This window comes from Thalassotalea crassostreae, from assembly GCF_001831495.1.
Taxonomy (GTDB): Bacteria; Pseudomonadota; Gammaproteobacteria; order Enterobacterales; family Alteromonadaceae; genus Thalassotalea_A; species Thalassotalea_A crassostreae.
Window position 1 is genome coordinate 2,284,546 of record NZ_CP017689.1, and the last position, 24,439, is coordinate 2,308,984.

The 24,439-nt window shown below is 40.7% G+C and carries 7 protein-coding genes; 1 reads left to right on the forward strand and 6 read right to left on the reverse strand.

All coding sequences use genetic code 11. The features are described from left to right. Window positions 1-34 precede the first annotated feature (34 nt). Both LT090_RS09870 and LT090_RS09875 read right to left on the reverse strand, forming a co-directional pair. Window positions 35-3,124 carry a TonB-dependent receptor domain-containing protein gene (locus LT090_RS09870; RefSeq protein ID WP_068545425.1) on the reverse strand — a complete coding sequence of 1,030 codons (3,090 nt, stop codon included), beginning with the start codon at window positions 3,122-3,124 and terminating at the stop codon, window positions 35-37. Window positions 3,125-3,651: 527 nt separating this feature from the next. Continuing rightward, the gene (locus LT090_RS09875; RefSeq protein ID WP_068545424.1) at window positions 3,652-6,378 is read right to left on the reverse strand and encodes a putative Ig domain-containing protein; all 2,727 of its coding nucleotides are present in this window, start codon (window positions 6,376-6,378) and stop codon (window positions 3,652-3,654) included. Window positions 6,379-6,901: 523 nt separating this feature from the next. Between LT090_RS09875 and LT090_RS09880 the strand changes: the two genes are divergently transcribed. Next, window positions 6,902-10,705 (forward strand): putative Ig domain-containing protein, encoded by a 3,804-nt coding sequence (locus LT090_RS09880; RefSeq protein WP_068545423.1) that lies wholly within the window; start codon window positions 6,902-6,904, stop codon window positions 10,703-10,705. A gap of 471 nt (window positions 10,706-11,176) precedes the next feature. On the opposite strand, the gene LT090_RS09885 is transcribed toward LT090_RS09880, so the two are convergent. From LT090_RS09885 to LT090_RS09900, 4 genes are all read right to left on the reverse strand, one after another. Beyond that, window positions 11,177-13,150, reverse strand: a complete 1,974-nt coding sequence (locus LT090_RS09885; RefSeq protein WP_068545422.1) for a vanadium-dependent haloperoxidase — start codon at window positions 13,148-13,150, stop codon at window positions 11,177-11,179. 11 nt (window positions 13,151-13,161) lie between these two features. Continuing rightward, window positions 13,162-16,311, reverse strand: a complete 3,150-nt coding sequence (locus tag LT090_RS09890; protein WP_068545421.1) for an FG-GAP-like repeat-containing protein — start codon at window positions 16,309-16,311, stop codon at window positions 13,162-13,164. Between the two features lie 431 nt (window positions 16,312-16,742). Next, on the reverse strand, window positions 16,743-19,877 hold the full coding sequence (locus LT090_RS09895; RefSeq protein ID WP_082897079.1) for a TonB-dependent receptor: 3,135 nt from the start codon (window positions 19,875-19,877) through the stop codon (window positions 16,743-16,745). Between the two features lie 24 nt (window positions 19,878-19,901). Beyond that, entirely contained in the window at window positions 19,902-24,374 is a 4,473-nt protein-coding gene (locus LT090_RS09900) for a M36 family metallopeptidase (protein WP_068545420.1), read from the reverse strand. Window positions 24,375-24,439: the final 65 nt, after the last annotated feature.

The window sequence follows — 24,439 nt, forward strand, 5'->3', positions numbered from 1 at the left end:
ATATATTTAATGACAACTTTTTAGTGCGAGCTAATTAAAAGTTGTGTTCAAATCCTAAATAAAACTCACGACCTATCGCTGACCCGGCATAAGCACTGATGTTGTACCATGGCCATTCGTTATAGCTCCAAGAGTCGTCTTCCGGTGAGTTTTCATCAAATAAGTTGTTAACCGTAAAGTTAACGCGAGTATCACCTTCATTGAACGTGTACCCTAAAACTAGATTTGTTGTGATATATGGGTCTAAACGCTTATTCGACAGTTTGGTATTGACGTTTTCGATAACTTCGCCTTCGGCATCAACCGGTTGACCATCTTCATTAAGATCAACGTAATCGACTTCTTTACCGTCAGAATCAAAGTATCGAGGGTCGCCATTTTCGTTTACCAGTTCAGCACGACGACGCGGGCCTAAACCACTTTGGTAACGAACCGTTACGTTGGCGGTAAAATCTTCATAAGCCCAACCTAACGTACCAACAATGGTGTCGATAGGTTCGTTATTCCAAAGCTCATCATGATATTCAGTCGGTTTGATACCATCACCTTCGATGGTATCTCGCTCGGTGCTGATGATACCTGTGTGGGCAATGCTGGTATTGAAAAAGCCATAATCTGCTGTTTCAAAGCGGTAGCTTATTTTCGCGTCTGTACCGGTTTGACGGTGCATTGCTAAGTTAAATGGTGTGGTATTTACTTTTTCGATGTTGGTTTGGCCAAAACCTGGTTCATTTGGACCGCGATTTACCAATTGATTTACTTTTTCACAACCAAAAGTCACGTTGCCAGTTACTTCATCTTCATAGGCACATAAAAACTCGTCGTATAAAAGACCGTTTGAGCTTGCTTGTTGGATCTGGTTATTGATTTCAGTGTCGTAGTAATCAAACTTAATTGCTAAATTATCGATTGGCTCCCAAACAATACCGATACCGTATGAATCACCGGTTTCATTTTTTAAATCTGAAGCAGGTAATTTGTCAGCTTTAAAACCAGAGTTATAGGTAAAACATTTTTCCTTACTACCAGTTTCAAAGTCTTCTGGCGTAATGTTATCCGGTGCATATTGTTGCTCGTAACACGTTAAGTAGTCGATACCAGACGTGTAGAATGAGCTTTCTGTGTATATTGCTTGTAGATCAGGAGCACGGAAGATACCTGAATAAGATGCACGCACCAATAAGTCATCCATTGGACGGTACTCAAGACTTATTGCAGGTGTCCAGTCCCCGTTTACAGGGCCAGTTGAATGATATTCGTCATAACGAAGTGCCATTGTGGTACTTAAGTTATCTAATAATGGAACTTGAACTTCTAGACCAACAGAGTAACGATCGCGATCACCTTCACCGGAGAAACCAGCAAAATTCCACCAACCTTCGCCGTCTTCAGCTTCCATTTTTTCATCGGCTTTATAATCAAAACCTTCATTCATGTATTCTAATACGGCAGCAAACTGCACAGTCCCTGCGTACCAATCAAATGCTTCACCAGAAATAACCGCGGTGACCATATCTGAATAGGTTTCGTTTTTCTCTTTACCACGACCAAAGATGTCATCAATCATTACAGCATCAAGAGGCGTAAAAACATCGATTAGGCTGTTACCATCGTACAATGGATTACCTAGATAAGTGACATTGTCACCGTTGTTATTTACTACGTTCTCACCAAAGAAATACTCTTCAACTTTTTTATAATCTGCTAGTGTACGCTCGGTGTCTAAGGTGTAACGAGAATTGGTGTAGCTTACTTCCCAATCGTATTCATCCATCAACAGACCTTCAACGCCAACAGTAAAACTGTACGCATTTTCATCAAAGTCAGTACCGGTGTTACCGATTTCTTCAGAGGCAAATAAGCGCTGAACTGATTGCAGGTTATGTTGATAACCAAAATCGGTACCAGGATAAGTACCCCATGGTAATTCAATTAATGGTGGTGTTGTGCCAGGCTCTTCAACCATACCCTGTAGGTTTATATAGCCTCGGTCGTTACTTGCTTGAACATTGGTAAAAATAAAGTCGGCGAAAACGCTAATATCATTATCAAGATCAAAGTTACTTGAAATCATCGCAGAGATTTTTTCAGAGCCATTTCGAATGGTACTGCGTTTACCGATATCTAGACCACAGTAGCTACCAAATGAACCTGGTGTGCTGCTATCTTCATTTCGTGCACGGCTTTGGTATTCCATTCCAGGAATAGAATCACAGGCGTCTTTTCCAGGATCAACATACGTTGGCGGCTGCATATCTTCAGGAATGTTGTTATAAAAAGCATCATAACCTTGTGCAGCTAAAGCATTGACGACAACCGCACCACGATTCATCACTGGCGTACCATATGGATAATCCATATCAGACGGACCATAAATATCATCAGAATCTGTGTACTCCATAACCGCGGTGATATTGCCGTTATCAAAATCAAAACCTTTTACAATGTTAAAGCGCATTGAATCGCCATCAACATTATCAGGTGTGCCCAAAGTTCCGCCCATTGAAAGACCTTCAAAGTCTTTCTTCAAAATCACGTTAATAACGGCTGCTGCAGCATCGGAACCATAGATTGCAGAAGCACCAGTTGAAACGACTTCAATGCGCTCAACTGCCGCCATAGGCACTGAGTTAACATTTACCACGGTTGCATTAGACTTGTACGCTTGTGGGTAATTGGCGATTCGACGACCATTGATAAGTACAAGCGTATATTGAGGGCCTAAACCACGAAAGTTTAATACTTTAGCGTTTGGCGTAAAACCATTTGAATTTTCATCGGCGGTTACCGAGCCTGTATTTTGAGTTAAGTTTTGTAATGCATCATAAACCGTCATATTACCGGCTTTTAGCATATCATCAGCACTGATGATCTCAACAGGTAGAGGCCCCTCTAAAGTCGTTTGATTAATTCGAGAACCTGTAACCTTGATGACTTCAACTTCTTGTTCTATTTCAGACTCGTCAAGCTCTGAGTCTGACGATTGGTCAACTTCGATTTGTGATTCATCTTGATCGGATACGCGTTGTTCGGCTTCTGCTCTTGCCGCTTGTGCGAGCAACAAGGATGAAGTTAACAGCGAGAGGCTCATAGCCTTTGTTAACTTGTTTAAGCTTAATTTCATAATGCTAGCCTATTTACAGTGGTAATTATTAGTTTATTTACACTCTGATCCCATCGCTCTTTTGATTTTATTAATCGTTCCGGCATCAGAAAAAAATTTTCAGCCTTAAACTAAAGTAATTAAGTATTAAAAGATGTGAAAAATCGTTAACAAGTGATTGTAGAAAGCTAGAAACGTAAACACGAGGTAAACCCAGTGTCTACGAGGGGTTTAGAAAAGATTAATGAAGTGTCAACAAACAGGATTTTGACAAGATAACTGGTTATTCTAGGCGTTGCTATTGATTATTTTTCAAGCGAATAAAAAACAGTGGTATTAGGACCACTGTTTTGGTTTTTCGTTAGACTTAATAAAACATCAATCACTTACTTATGCTGTTAAATGCAGCATCTGCTGCGATTCTGGTACGATTGATGTGTGGTTTAAATGTGGTTTAAGTCTAGTTTAAGTCTGGTTTAAGTCTGGTTTAAGTGTGCTTGAAACGCGCCTTAAAGGCGCGTTTCACATATGCACTATTTACAAATGCGCTATTGTGGCAATACTACATCGCCAACAAAACTGCCGTCTGCAGCTTCACAATATGCACCTGCAACGGTAAATGCACAGGTTAACTGACCATTGGTTTGCAGTTCATTAATGTTGTGCTGCGTATCAATAGCCATCGTTGCCGACGTTGTTTGACAGTTCCAAATATGCGCATCTTCAGGGAATAACTCTGCATTTTCCACTAACGTAGATTGGCTTGCTAATTCAACTTTACAACGGTTTGGCATATTACATTCAACAAATTGACCTGACTCATCACTATCAACAAAACACGCAAACACACCTTGATGAGCAACTTGTGTTGGAGCAATCAGCTCTGGCACATCAATCGGGGATTGAACCAATATTCTTGTATCAGTTTCTTCATTAAACAATACTGGCGTCGTTGACGTAGCATTTAACTCAACTGGAATAACATTCTGGTTTTCATCGACTGCAAAATCAATGTCTAAAAGCACTTCTGCGCTAACAGGGTCATAAACATCACCAGCAACCATTGGTCTATAGAAATTGTTTTCATTCGTCTCTGGACTGTACCCGTAACATTGGGCGCCATTATCATCGGTTACACAAACGTTTGAACCTCTAAAGGAAACATCGATAATTGATGTACTTTGATGATTAATTTCATTTAGTAGACGCTCTTCTGGTCCCCAACAACGCAGCCCATCGGCATCTTCAACACAGACAGTAGCCAAGTTATGATAAAACGCTTTTGGTTGGTTAAATTCGCTGGCATTGATGTCTTCTATCAAATTGTAGCTATTAGCGCCCCAACATGTAATATCTTCTTCGCTTAACGTACAAATAGCATCTGATGTCATAGCAAAGTCGTCGATATAACCTAAGTCATCAGGGATGTCAGTGATTATTACACCATCATCGCCGTCTTTACCGTCAAAACAGTTTAGACCTAAATCATCAAGGTAGCAGATGGTTGAGTATGAACCTTTAATATCACGAGGGTTTTGTGCAAACGCAGGTAAATCAACACCAAATTTACTCGTGAACTCTTCGCCAACGGTACCTGTTAAACAATAAACTTTGTTATTGGTAATCAAACAACTCGAACGACTGGTTGAGTCATTGGTTGATGCGAAAATTGTATCTGCTGAAAAATCAAACGCTTTGCCAGCATAGTTTGCCTTTTTAGTCCAATTACCTTGTTCCAAACATACAATGTCATCGTTAACTTTATCAGCAACACAGTTACCAATTGAAGAGTTGCTATTTTTCAGTGGCGCAAAATTTTCGAATTGATTGAATACGGTTGGATTAGGATCATCTAAGTTAGCAAGCCCATCACCGTCGACATCAGTATCGACTTCATCGGCAATGCCATCACCGTCCATATCTAAATGATAGCTAGGATTTAGTGGTAGTTGGTCTTCAAAATCGGAGAAGCCATCACTATCTGAATCATTGGTATGTGCTTGAATATATTCGACAATTGCAAATGCTTTATCGGCAATTTCTTGTTTTGTTGAGTTATCAACTGAATCTGCAAAATAATCTGAAGTGGCCAACACAATGTTAACGCCTTCATCTGTTTCAACTGCAGCAATAGCATTACTTAAGATCACACTTAATACTGAGTCGTTAAGCGCAGCTAGATTATCGCCAGCGCTATTAAGAACTTCTTGCTGCACTAAATGCGTAAATGGCGTGATAAATACTGTACCTTCGCCACTTTCTAAATCAAGGTTATTCATTACCTGACTCATCAATACGATAGAGCGATTCAGTTCATTAGGAAGATCTTCAAATCGTGCATTACGATCGGTGTCATAGGCATTAATACCTTCGCCAGTGCCAAGTTCTGCGACTAAATTGGCACGACTTAATTTATCAACATCAGCAGCGGCAACAGTAATGGTAAAGCCGCCTTCAAAGCCGGGCACAAACGAGCTTATTGCCGACGGTTCATTATTGTCATGAACTAGATTGTTATTAAAATCGACAAAAACGTTAGCGCCGCTAATATAACCATCGATTACCTTTCCGCTAATTTCAAAATCACTGTTGGAGCTCGTAGCAGTCACAGTGATAGTGATTGTATGAGTCGCTATTGTGAAGCCGTTATCTGCACTAATAGTAATTTCTGTGCTGCCAGCATCACTGTTGCTTGGTGTACCACTAATTTTGCCAGTTGCGCTATCAATACCCAACCACGCAGGTAAATTAGACGCAGAATAACTATCGCCAGACACACCACCGATTGAACCTGGTGTAAATGAAAACTCTTCGTCAGCAGAAGCATTTAACGCCTTACTGCCATTTAACGAGAATACATCACCAACATTAATTGAAAACGCTGTAAGTGAAGTTGATGTAGTACCATCTGAAACCGACACAGTAATATCGGTATAGTCACCGGCATCGCTATAACTTGGTGTTCCAGATAAGTCGCCCGTAGCGCTATCAATAACTAACCAGCTTGGATTATTCTTAATAGAGAAAGTTAAGGTATCGCCACTATCACTGTCACTAGCGCTAATAGAGGTATCAGTATATGACTGACCTTCATTAATACTTGCTAATGGAGATCCTGAAATCGTTGGTGCGTTGTTCGTTGGCGTAGAGCCACCGCCACCGCTTGTATCGGTGCCGCCACCGCCACCACCGCCACCACCGCCGCCACAAGCGCTAAGTCCGATAACTGCAGACAACGCCAACGCTAAGCGTGTTTTGTTTAAAATTGCGTTCATAATGATTAACTTCCTAGAGTATTAATATTTAGATCTTTAAGTCTTTAAATAAGCCGTTATATAAGCTTTTATATAAGCTTTTATATAAGCCTGTTATTTAATGCTGTTTTTATAGATTTTCTAATTATTGTTATTTTTTGATGAATACAATCTAATCAACTCTGTCGCTAATGTTTGTTAAAATATGTTAATAATCAACTGAAATTAAAAATTAACCTCAACAGTTGTTAACAAACCCATTAACACCATCGTTACTCAGCATTTACAGCGATACTAAAATGTTTAATCGTAACTAAAATTTTTCAAATATTTTCATTGAAATAGGTGCTTACCCAAATCACCTACCAACCAAACCAATCCCCATTAATAACAAACACTTAACCAGAGTGATTGAACGACTAAAAGTCCGTTAACAGTTTTTAACATCTATATGCAGCCAGTTCACATAATCTGGACAGTGAAGAATTATCTATGCTGGCGTCAAAATTAACTGTGCGCGGGCAATAACAAAGGTGAAAAATCGATGACTATCGCGATGAAAAAATCATATCTAGCGTTACTTGTTACCGCATCATTAGGTCTAACCGCATGTGGTGGCGGTGGCGGTGGTGGTGACACTGGCGGCGGTAACAATACGCCAACAAACACAGCTCCTACAATTTCAGGAACTCCATCAACAAGTGCACAAGAAAATACGCTATATGTTGATAGCTCGATCAGTGCAGATGATGCTGAAAATAATACATTAACCTATTCCGTTGAAAATAATCCAAGCTGGTTATCAATCGATAGTTCAACTGGTGAATTATCTGGTACGCCATCGTTTGACGACGCCGGTACATACCAAAACATCACAGTTTCAGTATCAGATGGTAAATTGAGCACATCACTTAGTGCTTTTAATATCACAGTAGCTAATACCAACCGCGCGCCGAGTATTGCTGACATCACCAATACCTCAGTAGATGAAACCGTTGCTTTTAGCCAAGCTTTATCTACCGCTGATGCCGATGGACAACAGGTAGAGTTAAGCTTTGAAAACCTGCCGACATGGTTAGCTTTTGATCAAGCTAGCGGCAAACTTAAAGGAACGCCTGGGTTAACCGATGCAGGAACCAGCAACATCATCGTCAAAGCAAGTGATGGCGAAGATACTGTGCAAACGTCGTTTGAGCTTATGGTGAATCAATCGATTCAAGTAAGTGGTAAGGTTATCGACGGTTACGTTGAAGGTGCTAAGGTTTATTTAGATTTAAATAACGATGGGGTTAAAAATACCAACGAGCCAGCTTATGTAACTGATGCCAATGGTCAATATTCGTTTGTGGTGCTAGGAGAAAACCTAACGCATTTACAATCTAAGTTCTTACGTGCTTATATTGGTAATGGTGCTAATGACTCTTCACGCCCAGATATTGATTTTTCAACAACGCCAGTGACCTTTTCATTAAGTCCAGCAGTTGATGCAGACGCAACAACCGATGCTATTAACAATGCACACATTACGCCATATAGCACTCAAATCGCGCATAACTTAGCGACTCGCATGGCACAATCTTCATTTCTTGGTGATATTAAAGCAGCGCTTTTACTCGCGACTGATGAAGAGATGACTAAATTTTTGACAGCGATAAGTGTTGATAATAACCATCCAAGCATCGATGAAATTAAAGCCGCATTAGCAGGTGATTTTTTAGCATCTACTGTAGCAGCAGATTTGTTCACTTTAATCAAAGATGCCGCTATCGATTTAACCGACCGAGAAATTGGTCTGCAAGATACTAAAGATAGCGATACCGATGGTTACCCTGATTTGTACGAAGTATATATGGGGTCGGATCCGCAAAATGCGACAAGCACACCGTTTGATTTTGATGGCGATGGTGATAGCAACGAAGATGAAATCGCCGGTGGTTCAGATCCATTTAATCCAGACTCTACTGTATTAGATAGAGATGGGGACGGTTTCTCTAATGAAGATGAAAGCAATATTTACAACACCGATCCGGATAATGCCGCTTCAAACCCTAACGATTTAGACGCAGATGGCGTTGTAAACGGTGCAGATCAATTCCCACTAGATCCAACAGAACACGTTGATATTGACGGTGATGAAATCGGTGACAACGCCGATACAGATCGCGATGAAAACGGCTTTGCAGACGCTGATGAAGCAAAAATTGCCGCAGGTCGAAACTTTAGCTGTGCTATCAATCAAGATAAAACAGTGAGTTGTGATAACGCTTCAGATAATACATTTGAACAAATCAATGTTCCTGGTGATTTAGCCAATGTTGAATTATTAAGCGCTGGCGGTAATCACGCTTGTGCGGTATCGAGTGATAACAAAGCACAAGCGGTATGTTGGGGTGACAATAGCTTTAACCAACTTGATGTTGCACAAGCTTCAGGTGATATTAAGCAACTTGTACTAGGTGATAATTATACCTGTACAGTGGCAAACGATAGCGATGACCAAAAAGGTTATACCGTAAAGTGTTACGGCGCTCTAGTTGATACAATCGATGACGATTTTGTACTAAGAAACGGCAGTTTTGGATTAGTTAAAGGTGGACCGAATCATATTTGTGCCACTTCAATGCTAATCGAAAATGGTATCGACCGTGGTATTCCATATTGTTTAACTAATGACCCTAAAACTAAGCTTGTTACTTCATCAGCCGGGTTTGGTAATAACACGCTGCAAATTGTAGACTTTGCTTTAGGTAAAGATTTTACTTGTACTTATACAAATAAAAGCAGTTCCACTTGTATCGGTAGTTTAAAGACTTTAGATCTTAATAAAGACGGCGTAGTCCTTAACCAAGTTACTGCCGGCGATACCCACGTATGTGCGATTGAACAAGTAGATGAAGCAACAAAGCAAGTACATTGCTGGGGTGACAATACCTTTGGCCAGTTAGAAATTGGCGACACTCTTGACGGTGTAGATTTCGACACAATTAAAGCAACAGCAAATACGACTTGTGCGTACTTAAAAGGTGCTACTCAAGACCCAGTATGTTGGGGTGCAAGTGCAGAGTTTGAAAGCACAAATATTGCGGCAAATGTAAGTTACCTTACTGGTGGTGATTTATTTAAATGTGTAATCCTAGCTGATGACACAGAAGTTTGTGAAGGCACTACGGACAGCGATATCAACAATGACGGTTTAACTGATTTGTTTGACGGTGCTGCTTTTACAGCATCTGATGCGACGATTGCTGATTATACAATTTGTGTCGGTGTTAAAGCGACTGATAACTTAGCTTGTTTAACAGCTGCGGGCTTAGAATATCCTGAATATGAAATCGACGGGGTAACAACCAAGCTCTCAGCAGACGCCATTGTAAAACCAGGATTATCAGGTATCGGCGATACTGGCCCAACTTGTATATTAAATGACGCGACAGTGTCTTGTCATGGTGGCAGCGGAGTAGATATTTCTGCCTCTCCTTATTCAACTGACGCTACACAAATGGCGATGGGTAAATTCACCGTATGTTACGTTGAAGAGCAAGGCTTAAGCTGTGTTAATACCAATACTAAAGTAAGCTCTAGTATTATCGATGAGATGCCAGATTTTAGTGAAGCTGTTGAGTTTAAAGGCTTAGCAATTCATCACGATACCGCACAAGAATATGCGTGTGTTGTTGCTGGTTATATCAATAGCCAAGATAAAACTTACTATAAGCCAGCATGTTGGGGTAATGGTGAACATGGCCAAACGAATGCACCAACGAACTCTGTCACTGCATTTGAAAAGTTTGAACTAACCTCATTAAATGCTTGTGCATTAACTAATGCAAATATTCAATGTTGGGGAAATACTGAAAATGGTATAGGTAGTGAAAACATTGCCACTGAACAACAACAGTTAGATGGCGTAGTTATCTATAACACGTTAAATACTGAAGAAGTATTGGTGCCAGGTGAAGATGGTGAAGAAGATACATTAGAAATGCAAACTGTTGCATATTCTGATTTCGCATTGAAGTATAACCGAGCTTGTTATATCAGTGCTTCAGGCCTAAATTGTACAAGCGACGAAGCGGCTTTTGCCGGTATTACTCAAGCTACGCAAGTATCATTAGGTACGGATAACTGTGTAGTTGAAGGCCAGAACGTGCTAGTTGACGATACTGCTGAAAACGGTGGTACTAACATTGTCTGTGCAAATCATGACTTTGCTGATATCACGAATATCTTCAACGTAGAGTCTGGTGCGGGCGCTACCTGTGTTTTCGCGGATGACAGCACTGTTTGTAAGTCAATCATCCAGGGTCGCGAATACGACGGCGCTATCACAGCTCCAGCTGACCAATAACAAGGTAAAACCGGACGTTTAGCGACGCCCTACTTTACCAAAAACAATTAAAAAACCAGTAGCACGCTACTGGTTTTTTTATACCTTTTATTTTTATCATGCCACCCACTGTTATTTTTATCATGCCACCCACTGTATTTTTATCATGCCACCCACTGTAACTTTTGTTTCGTGCATAAAAAAGCTCAACACCTGTGGTTGAGCTTTTCGCTGAAGATAATGAGCTTTCGGCTGCTATTTAGCGGTACCGTTAAAGTAACTGTTAGCTTTGGTAAAACTCGCTTTACCAATTTTCTCGCCCATTAGTCGCCCTGGAATATCATCTGCTGGCGGATGGATCCCGCCCCAAATGCGCGATAAGCTGCATCAGTTACAGTGACAGGCACTGTAACTTGTAACTTTTATTTCGTGCATAAAAAAGCTCAACACCTGTGGTTGAGCTTTTCATTGAAAATAATGAGCTTTCGACGGCTATTTAGCGGTACCGTTAAAGTAACTGTTAGCTTTGGTAAAACTCGCTTTACCGATTTTTTCGCCCATTAGTCGCCCAGGAATATCATCTGCTGGCGGATGGATCCCCCCCCAAATGCGCGATAAGCTACATTGATCTGAGGCGTCTTGGTACGTCGCCCATTGCAATGTCATGCTAACACTTGGACCTTCTTCAAAAACTAAGAATTCGTTGGCTGTTACTTCAAAACCACTCATACCGCCAGGGAAGTACTTGCTACCTGTTAATGCAGTCATAAGTTCAGCAGCTGCGCGGGAATAGGTAGAATGTCCTGAAACATAACCTGCAAATGGCGGGGTGACAAATGAAGGTCGCTGATATGGCCACCAGTTTTCTGCCAATATCCAATCGACACCAGCCATATCGGTTTCTGGATTTTCGATATAGTCAGGACCTTTCCATGAAAACACTTTAATTTTGCCAACATGCTCGTTATTCTCGCCGGCTAACGCATCCCCTATTTCAACCAATTCGACAAGGCCAGGATCTAGTTCAATACCGCCTATATGATAAGACGGCAAGCTAGGATCACTACTTTGTCCTAAATCTGCCATCGCCCTAATTGCAGATACTGGACGAATATAATCATACCAACCTTTAACGCTCCATGCCGTAATGGCAGAATCATGCATGGTAGCGCCTAACGCAAAGTAACTTTTAACATCAAACTCCAACGCTTCGAGCTCATCGCCTTCACCTTGCCACTTTCGTTCAAATTGTTCATGGTCAAACACGGTATTCATTATTACATACCAGTGTCCTGGCGGCGTTTCTGAATCTGGACCATCGGCCCAAAATTCGGCTAGTACTCGAGTGTAATCACCTCGCGGTACAATTTGCTCTTCATAGGCTTGACCAGTTACCGGATTAGTTTGATAACCTTTACCGATATCGCCACCATGTTGCTGATAAAAATCTTTATGCTGTGCAAATGTTTGCGGATATTCATCAACACCGATATTGCCCTGATTTTTTGGCGAAATGTCGATCATCACACCATCTGTTGGATCTAAATGTGCTGACCATTTGCTTACTAAAGCAAAGTTCCACTTATACAACTGGTCTAGCTCTCCACCATGCAACGGAGGCATACCTGGGTCGTGATAGACCTTATACTCATATCCATCACGCTGATATACACTTAAATCATCTTGGTTAAGTGCAAACGGCATCACGTCGCCCCACTCTGCCCCTAAGAACTCAATTGCACCTTCCACTTCATTTCCTGATTGGTCAATGTACGTACCTAAATCGAGTGATTGCCAACGATTTAAGTCTGTAATTTCTGGGTTTCCAGGCAGCTCTGGTTGCAGGGCTTCATTGACTGGTTGGTAGGCGATATTCGAATGCAAAAAGTCTTCTTTTGAGCCGTCGTTGTAACCGTAATTAACGTAACATTCAGCAATATAATTACCTAAAGCTGCGGCGTCACCTTGCTGAAAATCAACGCTGACATTATCTTTGTCATAACCTAACTCAGCCATTAATTCGTCTGCTAGTTCAAACGTTTCGGCTTTATCAGGGGATAATTTAAAGCGATGTTCAATCAATCGATAACTCGCAAAACTCAATGCTTTTTCGCGATTAGCAGAATCTTCCAGTTCATTACTAAAGCCGTCGAAAACACAATCAACACCAGCTAATGTATTACCGAGTAAATACGGCTGCTCAGTTGTTGCAAACACCGCCCAGCTATCATACATAGCAGCAGAAATATGAAACAAATTTCGGGCATGAACCGTTGGCCGTGCAAAGTCATTGCGGATCGCCTCTAATAACACTTCATTCCACAATCGAGCGACCGATGGCGATGTTGATTTGGGCTCTTCAATGACAATTGGAGCTTTAATGCTATCGTCACTGTTGCTATCTCCGCCACATGCACTTAATAACGCACAGGCGATTGCAGATAGAGTGAATTTATTGTTTCTCATGATATTGCTTCTTAATTACTCAGGACTTGTTCGACCAACAACGACTGATTCACTGCGATATCTTGCAGATATTGAATTTCGCCATTTGGCCAAACAATTTTGATTGTCTCTATTTCTGTTTGCTTACCTAAACCAAAATGCAATTGGCTTGGGTTATGGGAGGTAAAGTTACTGTTGATATTAACTTCACGCATTTGTTCGTTAGTTATCGTTTTTAGATAAACTCTAGCGCCGATGGCATGACTATTTGAAGAAGAGGATTTAAGCGTTATTTGCAGGTAATTACCTAAACTATTGCCATTATTATTTTGATAGCGTTTAATCGAGTTTCCAACAACATTATGGTTGGTTAATACAATATCAATATCCCCATCATTGTCGTCATCTAAACATGATACCGCTCGGCCTTGCCCTTGATCGGTCAAGCCGCTTTCGGCCTTAACCGCAACAAATTTATTATTGCCTTGATTGATAAATAACTTAACTGTGTCTTCACTATTAAGTTCATGGCCCTTTGAATCAGGAAAGTTTATGAAGTAGCCATTGGTAACGAAAATATCCATTAAGCCATCATTATTAAAGTCTGCGGCACAGGTGCCCCATGCCCACCCAGAATCAAATGTTCCTGATATGTAGGAGATATCGTTGAATTCTCCGCTACCGTTATTTTGAAGAAATTTATTGCCTGAATAAAGCAAAGATCCTGAATCGATCAGATAAGAAAATATGCTAGTGACAAATGCATCTAAATCACCATCATTATCAAAGTCAGCGATCGCACTTCCCATACCTTGAAGATCGTCAATATTAAAACCTAAGTCAGGGGTTCTCTCAATAAATGTGCCGTTCTTAGCATTAGAGAAATAACTGCTTTGAAGGTAGTCTGAGACCATAAATAGATCTGCATATTGGTCGTTATCAAAATCTGCAAAACTAGGTGAGAAACTCATTTCTATATTGTTACGATAACCGGCTATATTAGTGTCCTTAAGACTTGCATTAACATTGTAAGGAATGAACTCATTGTTGCCACTATTTAGCCATAAGTGATCACTCAATTGCTCATTACTAGTGCCATAGTGGCTGATAACTAAATCTAAATCGCCATCACGATCATAATCTGCAAATGTAGAAGATATAGTATGTTTTGCTTGGATCGGCACAGCTGCAAGCTTTTCGGTAAACGTTCCATTTCCTTGGTTTACGAATAGCTTAGATTTATTACCACCTATACCGCCGACAAATAAATCTAAATCACCATCGCCGTCTGTATCAGCAAAACTTGGGCCGCTGTATTTGCCGCTAATGTTTACACCAGCAATTTCTGCAATATCTTCATACAATCCATTACCAAGATTTTTATATAATTGAGCTCTAGTTTTATCACCACCTATGATAAATAAATCTATATCACCATCTAAATCAAAATCGCCACTAGCGATACCGCCGTGAACATGTTGCACAATTAAGTCATGCTCTTGTTGGTAATTAGCGAGATCAGACACTCCCCAATATTTTTGTAATTCGCTTTGCTCAGTTGAGTCAATAAACCTTAAACTACTAGCTATTTCATTTGCTGGTGGCTCGCCAACAGGCGTTTCATCAAGTTCATCTATTATGCCGTCGTTGTCATCATCCGGATCGGCGTTGTTGCCAATACCATCACCATCACTATCTTTTGATTCATTGGCATCAAGTGGAAACGCGTCGTCATAGTCGGCAACTAAATCACCGTCATCATCTTTATCTTGGTTATTACCAATGCCGTCAAAATCAGTATCCTTTGATTCGTTTGGTTCTAATGGAAAGGCATCTTCACTATCGATAACACTATCATTGTCATCGTCATTATCCGGTGCAAGGCCGCCATTATCAGCATAACCATCGCCGTCAGTATCAACAAATTCCTCGATAGGTAAAGACGAATTTTCGTCATCAACATCTTGGCCTTGTGGCCAACCATCATTATCTAAATCCGTGGCTTTTGAATAGCGCGAGTCGAGAGGAAAGTCATCTTCACTATCAATGACGCTATCATTATCATCATCAGTATCTCGATTATTGCCAATTCCATCTAAATCGGTATCGACACTCTCGCGATTATCTAAAGGAAAATGATCATATATATTGGCAACTTGATCGCCGTCGACATCGGCATCAAGTGCATTGGCTACGCCATTATTGTCACTATCCAATGCTTTGTTTTGTAGTTCATGTAGTTGTTCGAACTGCCAAGTTGAAAATGACTTCATCCATTGACGTTTTTCATCTGATAAGTTTGTCGATGAAGAGAAGTAATCACTATTAAGCTGTTGCTGACTCAACGCCAAGCGCGATGCAATATTATCAGTCGCTTGCTGCTTTAACTGGATAATTTGTGCTTCAGAAATTGCCTGTTGTTCATCAATTAGCACGCGAAGTTGCTCGGCAATAAGATGAGTAAAAGGCGTTATGTTTATATTCTCAACAACAGGCGTTGCAACTGACAGTGCCATTAAAGGCGAATAAGTCAATGTCAGCGGTTTACTACTAAAGTCATCAGTATTGCGGCTGATATCATCGGCACCATTACCTATATAAGCTCTAATAAATGAAGTTTGGACCTTATTAATATTAAACTCATCTACAATTAGCGAAAATCCGCCTTGTGCATTACTAAGTGCATTGGGTTCACTATTTTCGTCATACTGACCATTATTGTTTAAATCGACATAAACGATGGCTCCAGAGATATAACCATCGATCACCTTTCCACTAAGCTGCACCGCATCGACAACCGTTAAAGCAATGGTTACACTATCCGATAACTCGCCATCGCTTACGGTGAATGTTATATCACTGTAAACCCCAGCGCTCTGTGCAGTTGCCTTACCATAAATTTGTAAATTATTGGCATCAAATGTAAGCCATGAAGGTAAACCGGTAACCTCTACGCTCAATGAGTCGTCGTCGGCATCACTAACTTGCAGTATTAATTCAAAGTATTGAAATTCAGATATTTGATGTTCGGTTAATGCAGAAATTTCAGGTTGATTATTAACGCTAACATTATTATCGATTTTGCTATCAGAACCACCTGAGCCGCCACATGCAATTAAGGTAGATGACATTAAACACATAAGTGCTCTAACTAATTTTGATGTGAAAATTTTGCCAGACATTATCAAACTATTCCTATCTTGCTTCGCTGATTTACTTAAAACCTAAAAGTGGCGATTAACCCACCGTTTAATGTACCGATATTTAGTCAACGTGAATGTTAATTAGTGTGAAAATTGGAATGCTAGAAAGTAATAGTTCATTGATTGAAAGAGACTAGTTACAGTGGGTGGCACTGTTTCTCTCGTTATATCTGCAGAAGGTTCCACCCAACAGCACGTTGGAATGACGGTGATTTTTTCTAAATAACTTTTTAATGATTACAGTGGGTGGCACTGTTTCTCCTATTTCTCATGATTACAGTGGGTGGCACTGTTTCTCCTGTTTCTCTGGTAATTTTTTCTAAATAACTTTTAAAAGAAATGCCGCCCTCTTTCGAGAACGGCATTTATATCAAAGTACTAAGTAGTTGTTAACTTAGCGAAGTAACACGTTAGAATTTAGCTGATACTGAAAACTCTACGTATCGAGGCGCTGTCGTTGATGTAACCAACCCGTAATCTGGGTTTTCATTGGCAATCAAATCCGGGTTAATCTCTTTTAAACGCGGTAGAGTAATGTTGTTCACTTCCCCTGTTTCGTAATAACTTGTCGGTGTTATTTCGTTAAACAGGTTTTGCACTTGTAGCTGAGCCGTTGTATCGAAACCATAGATTTCTGTTGAATAAGTTAAACTTAAATCTAGGGTAAAGGTATTTGGTGTGCGTCCTTTAGAAGCCCTTGGACTTGGCACCGATTCAGCAATATACGAAGGATTTTCTGGATCGCTGTCCGGATCTATTACTTCTTCCTCACAATAAAAAGATGTTGGCCCATAAATTTCTGGAACATCCGTTCCTTCACCGCCAGGGTGATAACCAAAACAGTTGTTCGGACGTCCGGTTTGCCAAGTCGCATTAACACCGACTGTCCAGTTATCATCTATGCGATAAGCACCATTCACTTTTAATGTATGACGTCTATCATTTGGTAAATCACCGTATGAATGATCCATTAATGCTGCGTAGTCAAAACTTTGTGTTGCCCCCGCATCTCGTTGCCCTAAATCAGAGTCAACAAGGCCTTCTGAGTTACCCCAAGAATGCGACCAAGTATATTTGGCCGAGAAGGTATAGTCATTTTGCCATGGACGTTCAAACTTTAAATCCCATGCAATATATTGACGTTTCGCTTCAGGATATTTTAAGTATTCATTAGGAATGGTTATTTGGCGGCCAGCTTTTGGACCTTCAACCAAGTTACCATCTTGATCAACATAATTATCGCTATCAACCCAAATTGATACATCATTACCTGGATTGGTTAATACGTACATTGCCGCTTGTGAAGGAGCACAAGCTGCACAAGATTCGCCAAATTCAGCGTCAAGGTATGCTGCTAAGCCATCTTGTACAGTAACGTCTTCAATCGAACTACCTAAATCACGATAAGTTGCACGCACGCCCCATACATAATCCTCAATTGATTGCTCAAATGACAGCATAAACTCATCTTGATACATAGGATCGATATTCTTATCAACCAATTGACGAGTATCATTTAGCGTACCATCTGCGGCAATTAACGTACGCTCAGGGTCGCCTAATATCTCAGAAATATTTTCAAATTCTGATTGTGGTATAGGTTCGTTTTGAGTGTCCCTGTTAATAATATACAGCTCTTCACCAGCGAGTCGAATATTGGTGTTGGTGGCTACTGGCAAGTAGAAACGGCCGTAGGATGCGGTAAATTTGCTTTCGCCATCGCCAAACACATCCCAAGCTAGAGCTAAGCGTGGTGCGATCTGACCATCCATAGTAATAAAGTCATCACCATTGATATTTTTATTGGTAAATTCATCGTAACGTAAGCCCATATTTATGGTAACGTCGTCGGTAACTTGCCATTCATCTTGAATATACAAGGCAAAGTTTTCAGTCTCGTAAGTACCATTGTTATTAAGGTCGACAGAGCTGACAATATTGCTATCAAGCTGATAAATATAGTCTGAATTGCCTTCAAGGAAGTTAACCATATTATCGGTGCTCAAGGTAAATGTGTAAGAGCCTTGACCGTATTGATGCCTGTCAACATAAGACTCAAGCTCTTCTACATCGATACCAAAACGTAAGCTGTGATCACCTAAATAGTAATCAAAATCAACACGATACTGATCGCGGGAATCGCGAGAACTACCATATGAGTTCGTTGATGGACCGTAGAGAATAATCCCAGTTTTACCATCAACAATACGTGTTTGTTCTTCATTGTTTAATGAGCGATCGGAACTTCCCGTTTCGTTATGACCTATCATTGCTGTCATTGTCAGATCTTCGGTAAGATAACCGGTGTACTTTAATGAATAGTTTTCACCACCAACAGTGCTTTTATAACGAGGGTTAGTATTACCCGCTACCGGCTCTACAACGCGACCGTGGAAGTAATATTGCCCTATTCTTTTATTTGATAAATCATAAGGACGAGAGCTTATTTCGTAGTCTCGTTCATCATTAAAATAAGTAAAATCTAAACGGTGATCGCTACTAATGTTCCAGTTAAACTTGGTTGCCCACAATGCATCACTACTGTCGGTTTCAGTATATGACCAAAGGCTTGCGTTTTCGCGCGTTTCGAACAGCGGGTTGTAAATTGCATAGAAAAACAATTTGTCTTTGATGATTGGGCCGCTTGCCCATACATCTAAATCAGTTTTTTCGTAAGTACGACCGTGGTTGATGGTAAAGTAGTCGGTGCCGTATAACTCTGCGCCAACGTCATTTCTTAGTACATCAGGTCGGTCTTCACGCAAACTGTCAGGAATATATCTGGCGTTTACACCACCATGGAATTCATTTGTACCACTTTTAGTTGTCGCACTTATAATGCCGACCGCGCGACCATATTCAGCCGAAAAGCCACCCGTTTTAATTTCAAAGCTTTCATACATTTCCCAAGGGAGATCACTTTGACCTAAACCAGTTCTTGAGTCGGTAATGTTGATACCATCAATGTAATAGGCATTTTCCGCAACCGATGAACCACCGAAAGAGACTAAGTTACCAAACGCTGAGTCACCTTTGTTATTGCCAGCGGCAAGTAATGCTACTGAGTTCATATCCCGAGGTACTGGCAATAGTTCAAGTTCATCTTTAGAGATCACTAATCCTGATTCAGTTTTAGTCACATCGATAGCGGCAATTGTAGAAGCGCGAACTTCGATGCGCTCCATGCCTTCTTCATTCATCGCTAAATCGATTACTGTTTTACCGCCAACACCAACGTTTACACCTTCTTGCTCTGTAACCATAAAGCCGTCTTTAGTGGCGTAAATGTTATAAATTCCGGCGGGTAATAATGGAAAACGAAACTTTCCGTCTTCATCGGACATGATTGATTTTGAATACCCTGTTTGAGTATTAATAATGGTGATTTCAACACCATTAACCGGCATGTCCTGTGCAGAAATAGTTTGACCGGCGATATGACCAGTCGTGGTGTCCGCCATAGCAACTGGCGAAGATAACGCCGCAACGACCGTTGCGGCAACTAAGGTTTTAGAAAACCTTTTTGTCATTAATAAATTATTCATAATTTTACCTAAAATATCCGCAACTTATTTATTATTAGAAAGGGTCAACGCATAACGTTGACGAATTGCGAACATTAGTGTGAATACACCTAAAATCCAGCCGAAACTACCGCTACTCGAAACATTAGAACTGTATGGCTCGATTGTTACCGTATAAGTCGAAGTCGTCGATTTATCACTGTCACTAGCCGTCATTTCAAAGGAAACTGTCGTTGTTTCAGTAATGTTTGGGGCAACAAATTCAATGGCGTCAGATTTCGCACCATCAAATTCAACTGCGTCACCAGACACTTGCTGCCAATTGAAAGTTAAACTGTCTCCATCAAGGTCTTCAGTGACGGAATTAATCACCACTAATGCACCTTCTTTTACTGTCATATCAGCGCCTTGAGAAGTAGGTGCGACGTTAACGTCACGCACAATAATTTCAACTGTCTCAGATTTTTCGTTACCAGACGCATCTGTTGCAGTTACTTTAAATATCAGCAATGAATTTCTGCTGATAATCGGCGAAACAAAACTAAGGTTGCCATCATTTGATTGTGTAAATTCGGCAGTTGGACCTGATAATTGCTCCCAGGTGAATGTCACTGCTTCATTATCAAACTCAATAGCTGATGCCGATGTTGAGATTAACGACTGATTGCCAGCACTGTCTTTTTCATCAACGGTGATGCGATTCACAGTATTGATCATAGGTGCTCGATTGCCACAGCTTTCACCTTGTTCAGCTACCGCGATAGAAAACGCAGGTTTAACGGTGTTAAAAAATTCGAAATCATCGATAAACCAACCTAAGGTAGGGGATTGTTCATCGGTACCAATGGCAAAGCGGACTTTTACACGTTTACCATTGACTTGGCCTTCAGGAATAGTAATGGTAACTAATTCACCTTTCGGGTTTGTCGAGCCGGTGTAAGCCATACGATAGCCTAATGGATTTTGCGCTTTTGCTTCACTCTCAGTGAACGTGCCATGTAGAACATTGGTATACGGTGAAGACATATGAGCATTTAGGCTAGTGACATCTTGCCATTCACCACCGTTAACACTTACTTCAATAACGCCGCCGTCCCAATATTCGCGGATCCATGGCGCGTCATCTAACGATTCGGCAGCTCTGTAATCGGCAACTTCAAATTCATGGATATGGAAAAACTCAAATTTAAATTCACCGCTTTCGTTTACTTCAACTTCTGGTGACTCAAGGGCAGTAAAAGCGCGAGTTGGGCTAGCGCCGCCCCAGAACATTTGCTCTTGACGAATATCAAGTGCATCAGAACCAAATTTGCTATCGAGTAACCAAGGGAACACGGCAACACCATAAGATTCTACAGACACATTTTCCGTCACTGGCAGCCAATCAGCATCCACGGCTATATTATTTTCAAAACGCGTGAGATTATTCTGATTTGCTAGGATATCCGTTTGCGCACTCATCCAGGCACTGCCCGCAGGCGGCATTAACACATCAACTTCCGTGTTTTCAAAGGCTAGATCAAAACGTACTGTCGACATAGGCTCAGCACTATGTAGTGTCATTTCGAAAGAAAAATCAACGTAACTACCGTATTCACCTGAAAAATCAATGTTTAATACATTATCAGGGCGAACGACTCCGTTTTGACTGATAGTGACATCGTCAATGGTATTGATGATGGCTTTAGTGCCGGTAAATGGCTCTCGACTTAAGTCTTTCAACTTCATTGTGATTTTAACGGTCTCACCAACATCAAATGACTCGTCAAGATCACAATAGGCGCCAATGTCACCAATAAATTGATAATCGGCGCTGATATCTTCTACAGAAAACGCAGGATAAGAGGTGGCAAAACTTTCAACGACTTGTTCAAACAAAGCATCGGTACGCTCCGGTGCAACCGCTCCTAATCCAAATCCTCGTTTCGCAAAGGCACGCACCATGATATCGAAGTCTTTCTCGTCCGTAGCTGCTGTTACCGCTAAAAGCGCATCACGAGCTTCAATATAAGTTGGCCAATAAGGCGTTACTTTTAAGCTAGCTACTAAGTATTCTTTCATGCGAGTTTCAATCATATCGAAACTCAAATCGCGACGTTCATTATGCAATGCGATATATACATCCCATAAAGCAGAAGCCCAAACTTCACCTGCCGCGTGTACTTCGTTATTTGGAATATATTGACCGCTATAATAGGTACCCACTTCACGCGGTAGTTCCGCACTAAAAGCGATATGACCTAATGTTAATGGGTTAATATTCATGTCCGTTGTGTATGGGTAACGACGAATGCCTTCTTTAAATGAGATATTACCGATAAGATTTCGGCCGACAAATGTAGACATTGGGTTATGACCTTGGAATAACTCATTACCTAGAATATTTCGGTCAGATTCTTTCAGTTGCAACATCATCGCGATAAAGTCACTCCAACCTTCACCCATTGAAGCGCCCTGCCATTGCATTAAACCAAAACCATTGTGGATTAAACGGTTAGTTAAATAGTGCCCCCACTCGTGACTTACTATGGTGGTATCAAATGCACTGTGATTCTGATCTGTCTTAACAACAACATCGATCGTCACGCTATTACCGGCATCAAGTGACAACAGAATATTTTCAGCATCTTCATAGGATAAAAACACACCTGGAATTGTTACATCTGAAGCATCGTCATTTGGCCCTAAGCCCATATTGATAACGCCACCAATTTGACCTGCACTGTTTTCTTGACCTTGTTTTACATGGTTATAAACAAAGTAACCTACGGCACCAGCTTTTTGAGCATTTAAAGACTTTTGTAAGAAGCTACATTCACCACGAGAAATAACAGCAATTTTACCCGCTATCTCTTCAGCATTAATTGCTGGTTCACATAAATCTGCCGCGACCCCTTCGTCATCAAAAGCATAAGCGAGTTCATTTTCAACTATTTCGGTATCTGGATCATCGATCATTTCAAACGTAGAAGGACCAAATACTGAACGACCAAAACGATCCGGAGAAAAAATGTCCCCTTCTTCTTGGCCAATAAGTCCTCTTACATCAAAAAGTAACTCATATAAGCCCCATGTATACATGCGCATGACAGGCGTTTGACCATCAGGAGGTGTCATCATTGACGCATTATTAGCACCGTTGAAGTCGACTCGAGCTTCTAGGGAATCATTACCTAAACCACCACGACCATAATTGTCTTTTTGCGCATTTCCTGATTGTTCATCAAAGCCTGCGTCATACCAAATATTATGCATATAGTTGTTTACATAAAACAACTGAGTAAGGGCTGAGCGAATATTATGAGGATCCGATGCTGGCAAATTGTAATTATAAGAATAATTAAATGTGCCTGGAGCACTCGTAGTTAAATAAAAGTCTCGCTGTGGGTCGCCCTCTTTGGCAATGGTAAAGCCTTCAGGCGCGACAACATCAGCCATCGCACGAACATTGTTGCCATCAGCGACTATTTGATACGGTTCTAGCCATGGGTCATTAGTACTTATACCAGTATTAATTACTGAAACGTATTGGTCTTCTACAAGGTGGTCGGTGTATAAACCGTAGGCATGAGGGTCAACTCCATTAGGATAAGGTGACGCTTCAATGCTTGTAGGCGTATCAAATGGTCGATAAGGCGAGGTATCATCTGCATATACTTTATAACGATATTCATGGTTTGCTTGCAAAGAACCTTTGTGAAGAACTCGTAAGTCTCGTGCTGAGATAAAGTACCCTTGCATGGTACTTTCTTGAGTTTGAGAATCTACCGTTGAGACATTAATCATATAAGCGGCTTCTACGCCGCGCCCTGTTGGGTAATAAACAAATTTAGCAGCAGCATTATCTATGGCCCATGATTTGCCATCAACAAAGTCAGATTGGTTAACAACTTTATAGGTATCAAAACCGTTATCGCTAACAACATTATCTAAATCCGACGCATTAACGTTTACATTACTTTCTAAATAAGCCTGTATAATTGCGCTTTTCGAAGATTTTAGCAGCGTAGAAGATTGAGATTGTGCGCCACCGTTAATCGTTGCAAATGTACCAGTACTTGCAACAAGTCCTAGTTGTTGATTCATTATGATGTTTATTTCACTACCAATAACATCAACGCCATTTACTTGTTGTTTGTACTTTACAATGATCGGCCCTTTACCGGTGTCATGTATTTGTGCAACGACCGAATCACTGGCACCATTATCGATATAGCCATGTTTGCTAGCAATTTTCGCAAACACTCGCTTTCCAGCTTTTTGTATTTGTGCAGTTTTATCAACAACCAAGTTTAGCTGTGCTTCATTGGGTTGCGATTGCTCAAACCATTGCACCGTATTTTTGCCAAATTCATTGCTAAGATTTTTCATTTGCTCAGGTTTAACAACAGACTGACTTGAAGAAGCGGATAGCAACTGATTATTGTCGTTAAACGAATGCTGAACTGTTGCAGCTAGCGCATTAACGGACAATGCACTACTAATCGCTAACACAACATTTAATTTTCTATATAACATAAAATTTCCAATTCTTACTTTTATAAAAAGCTTATTCACACCTGTTTATCACTAACAGGTGTGAA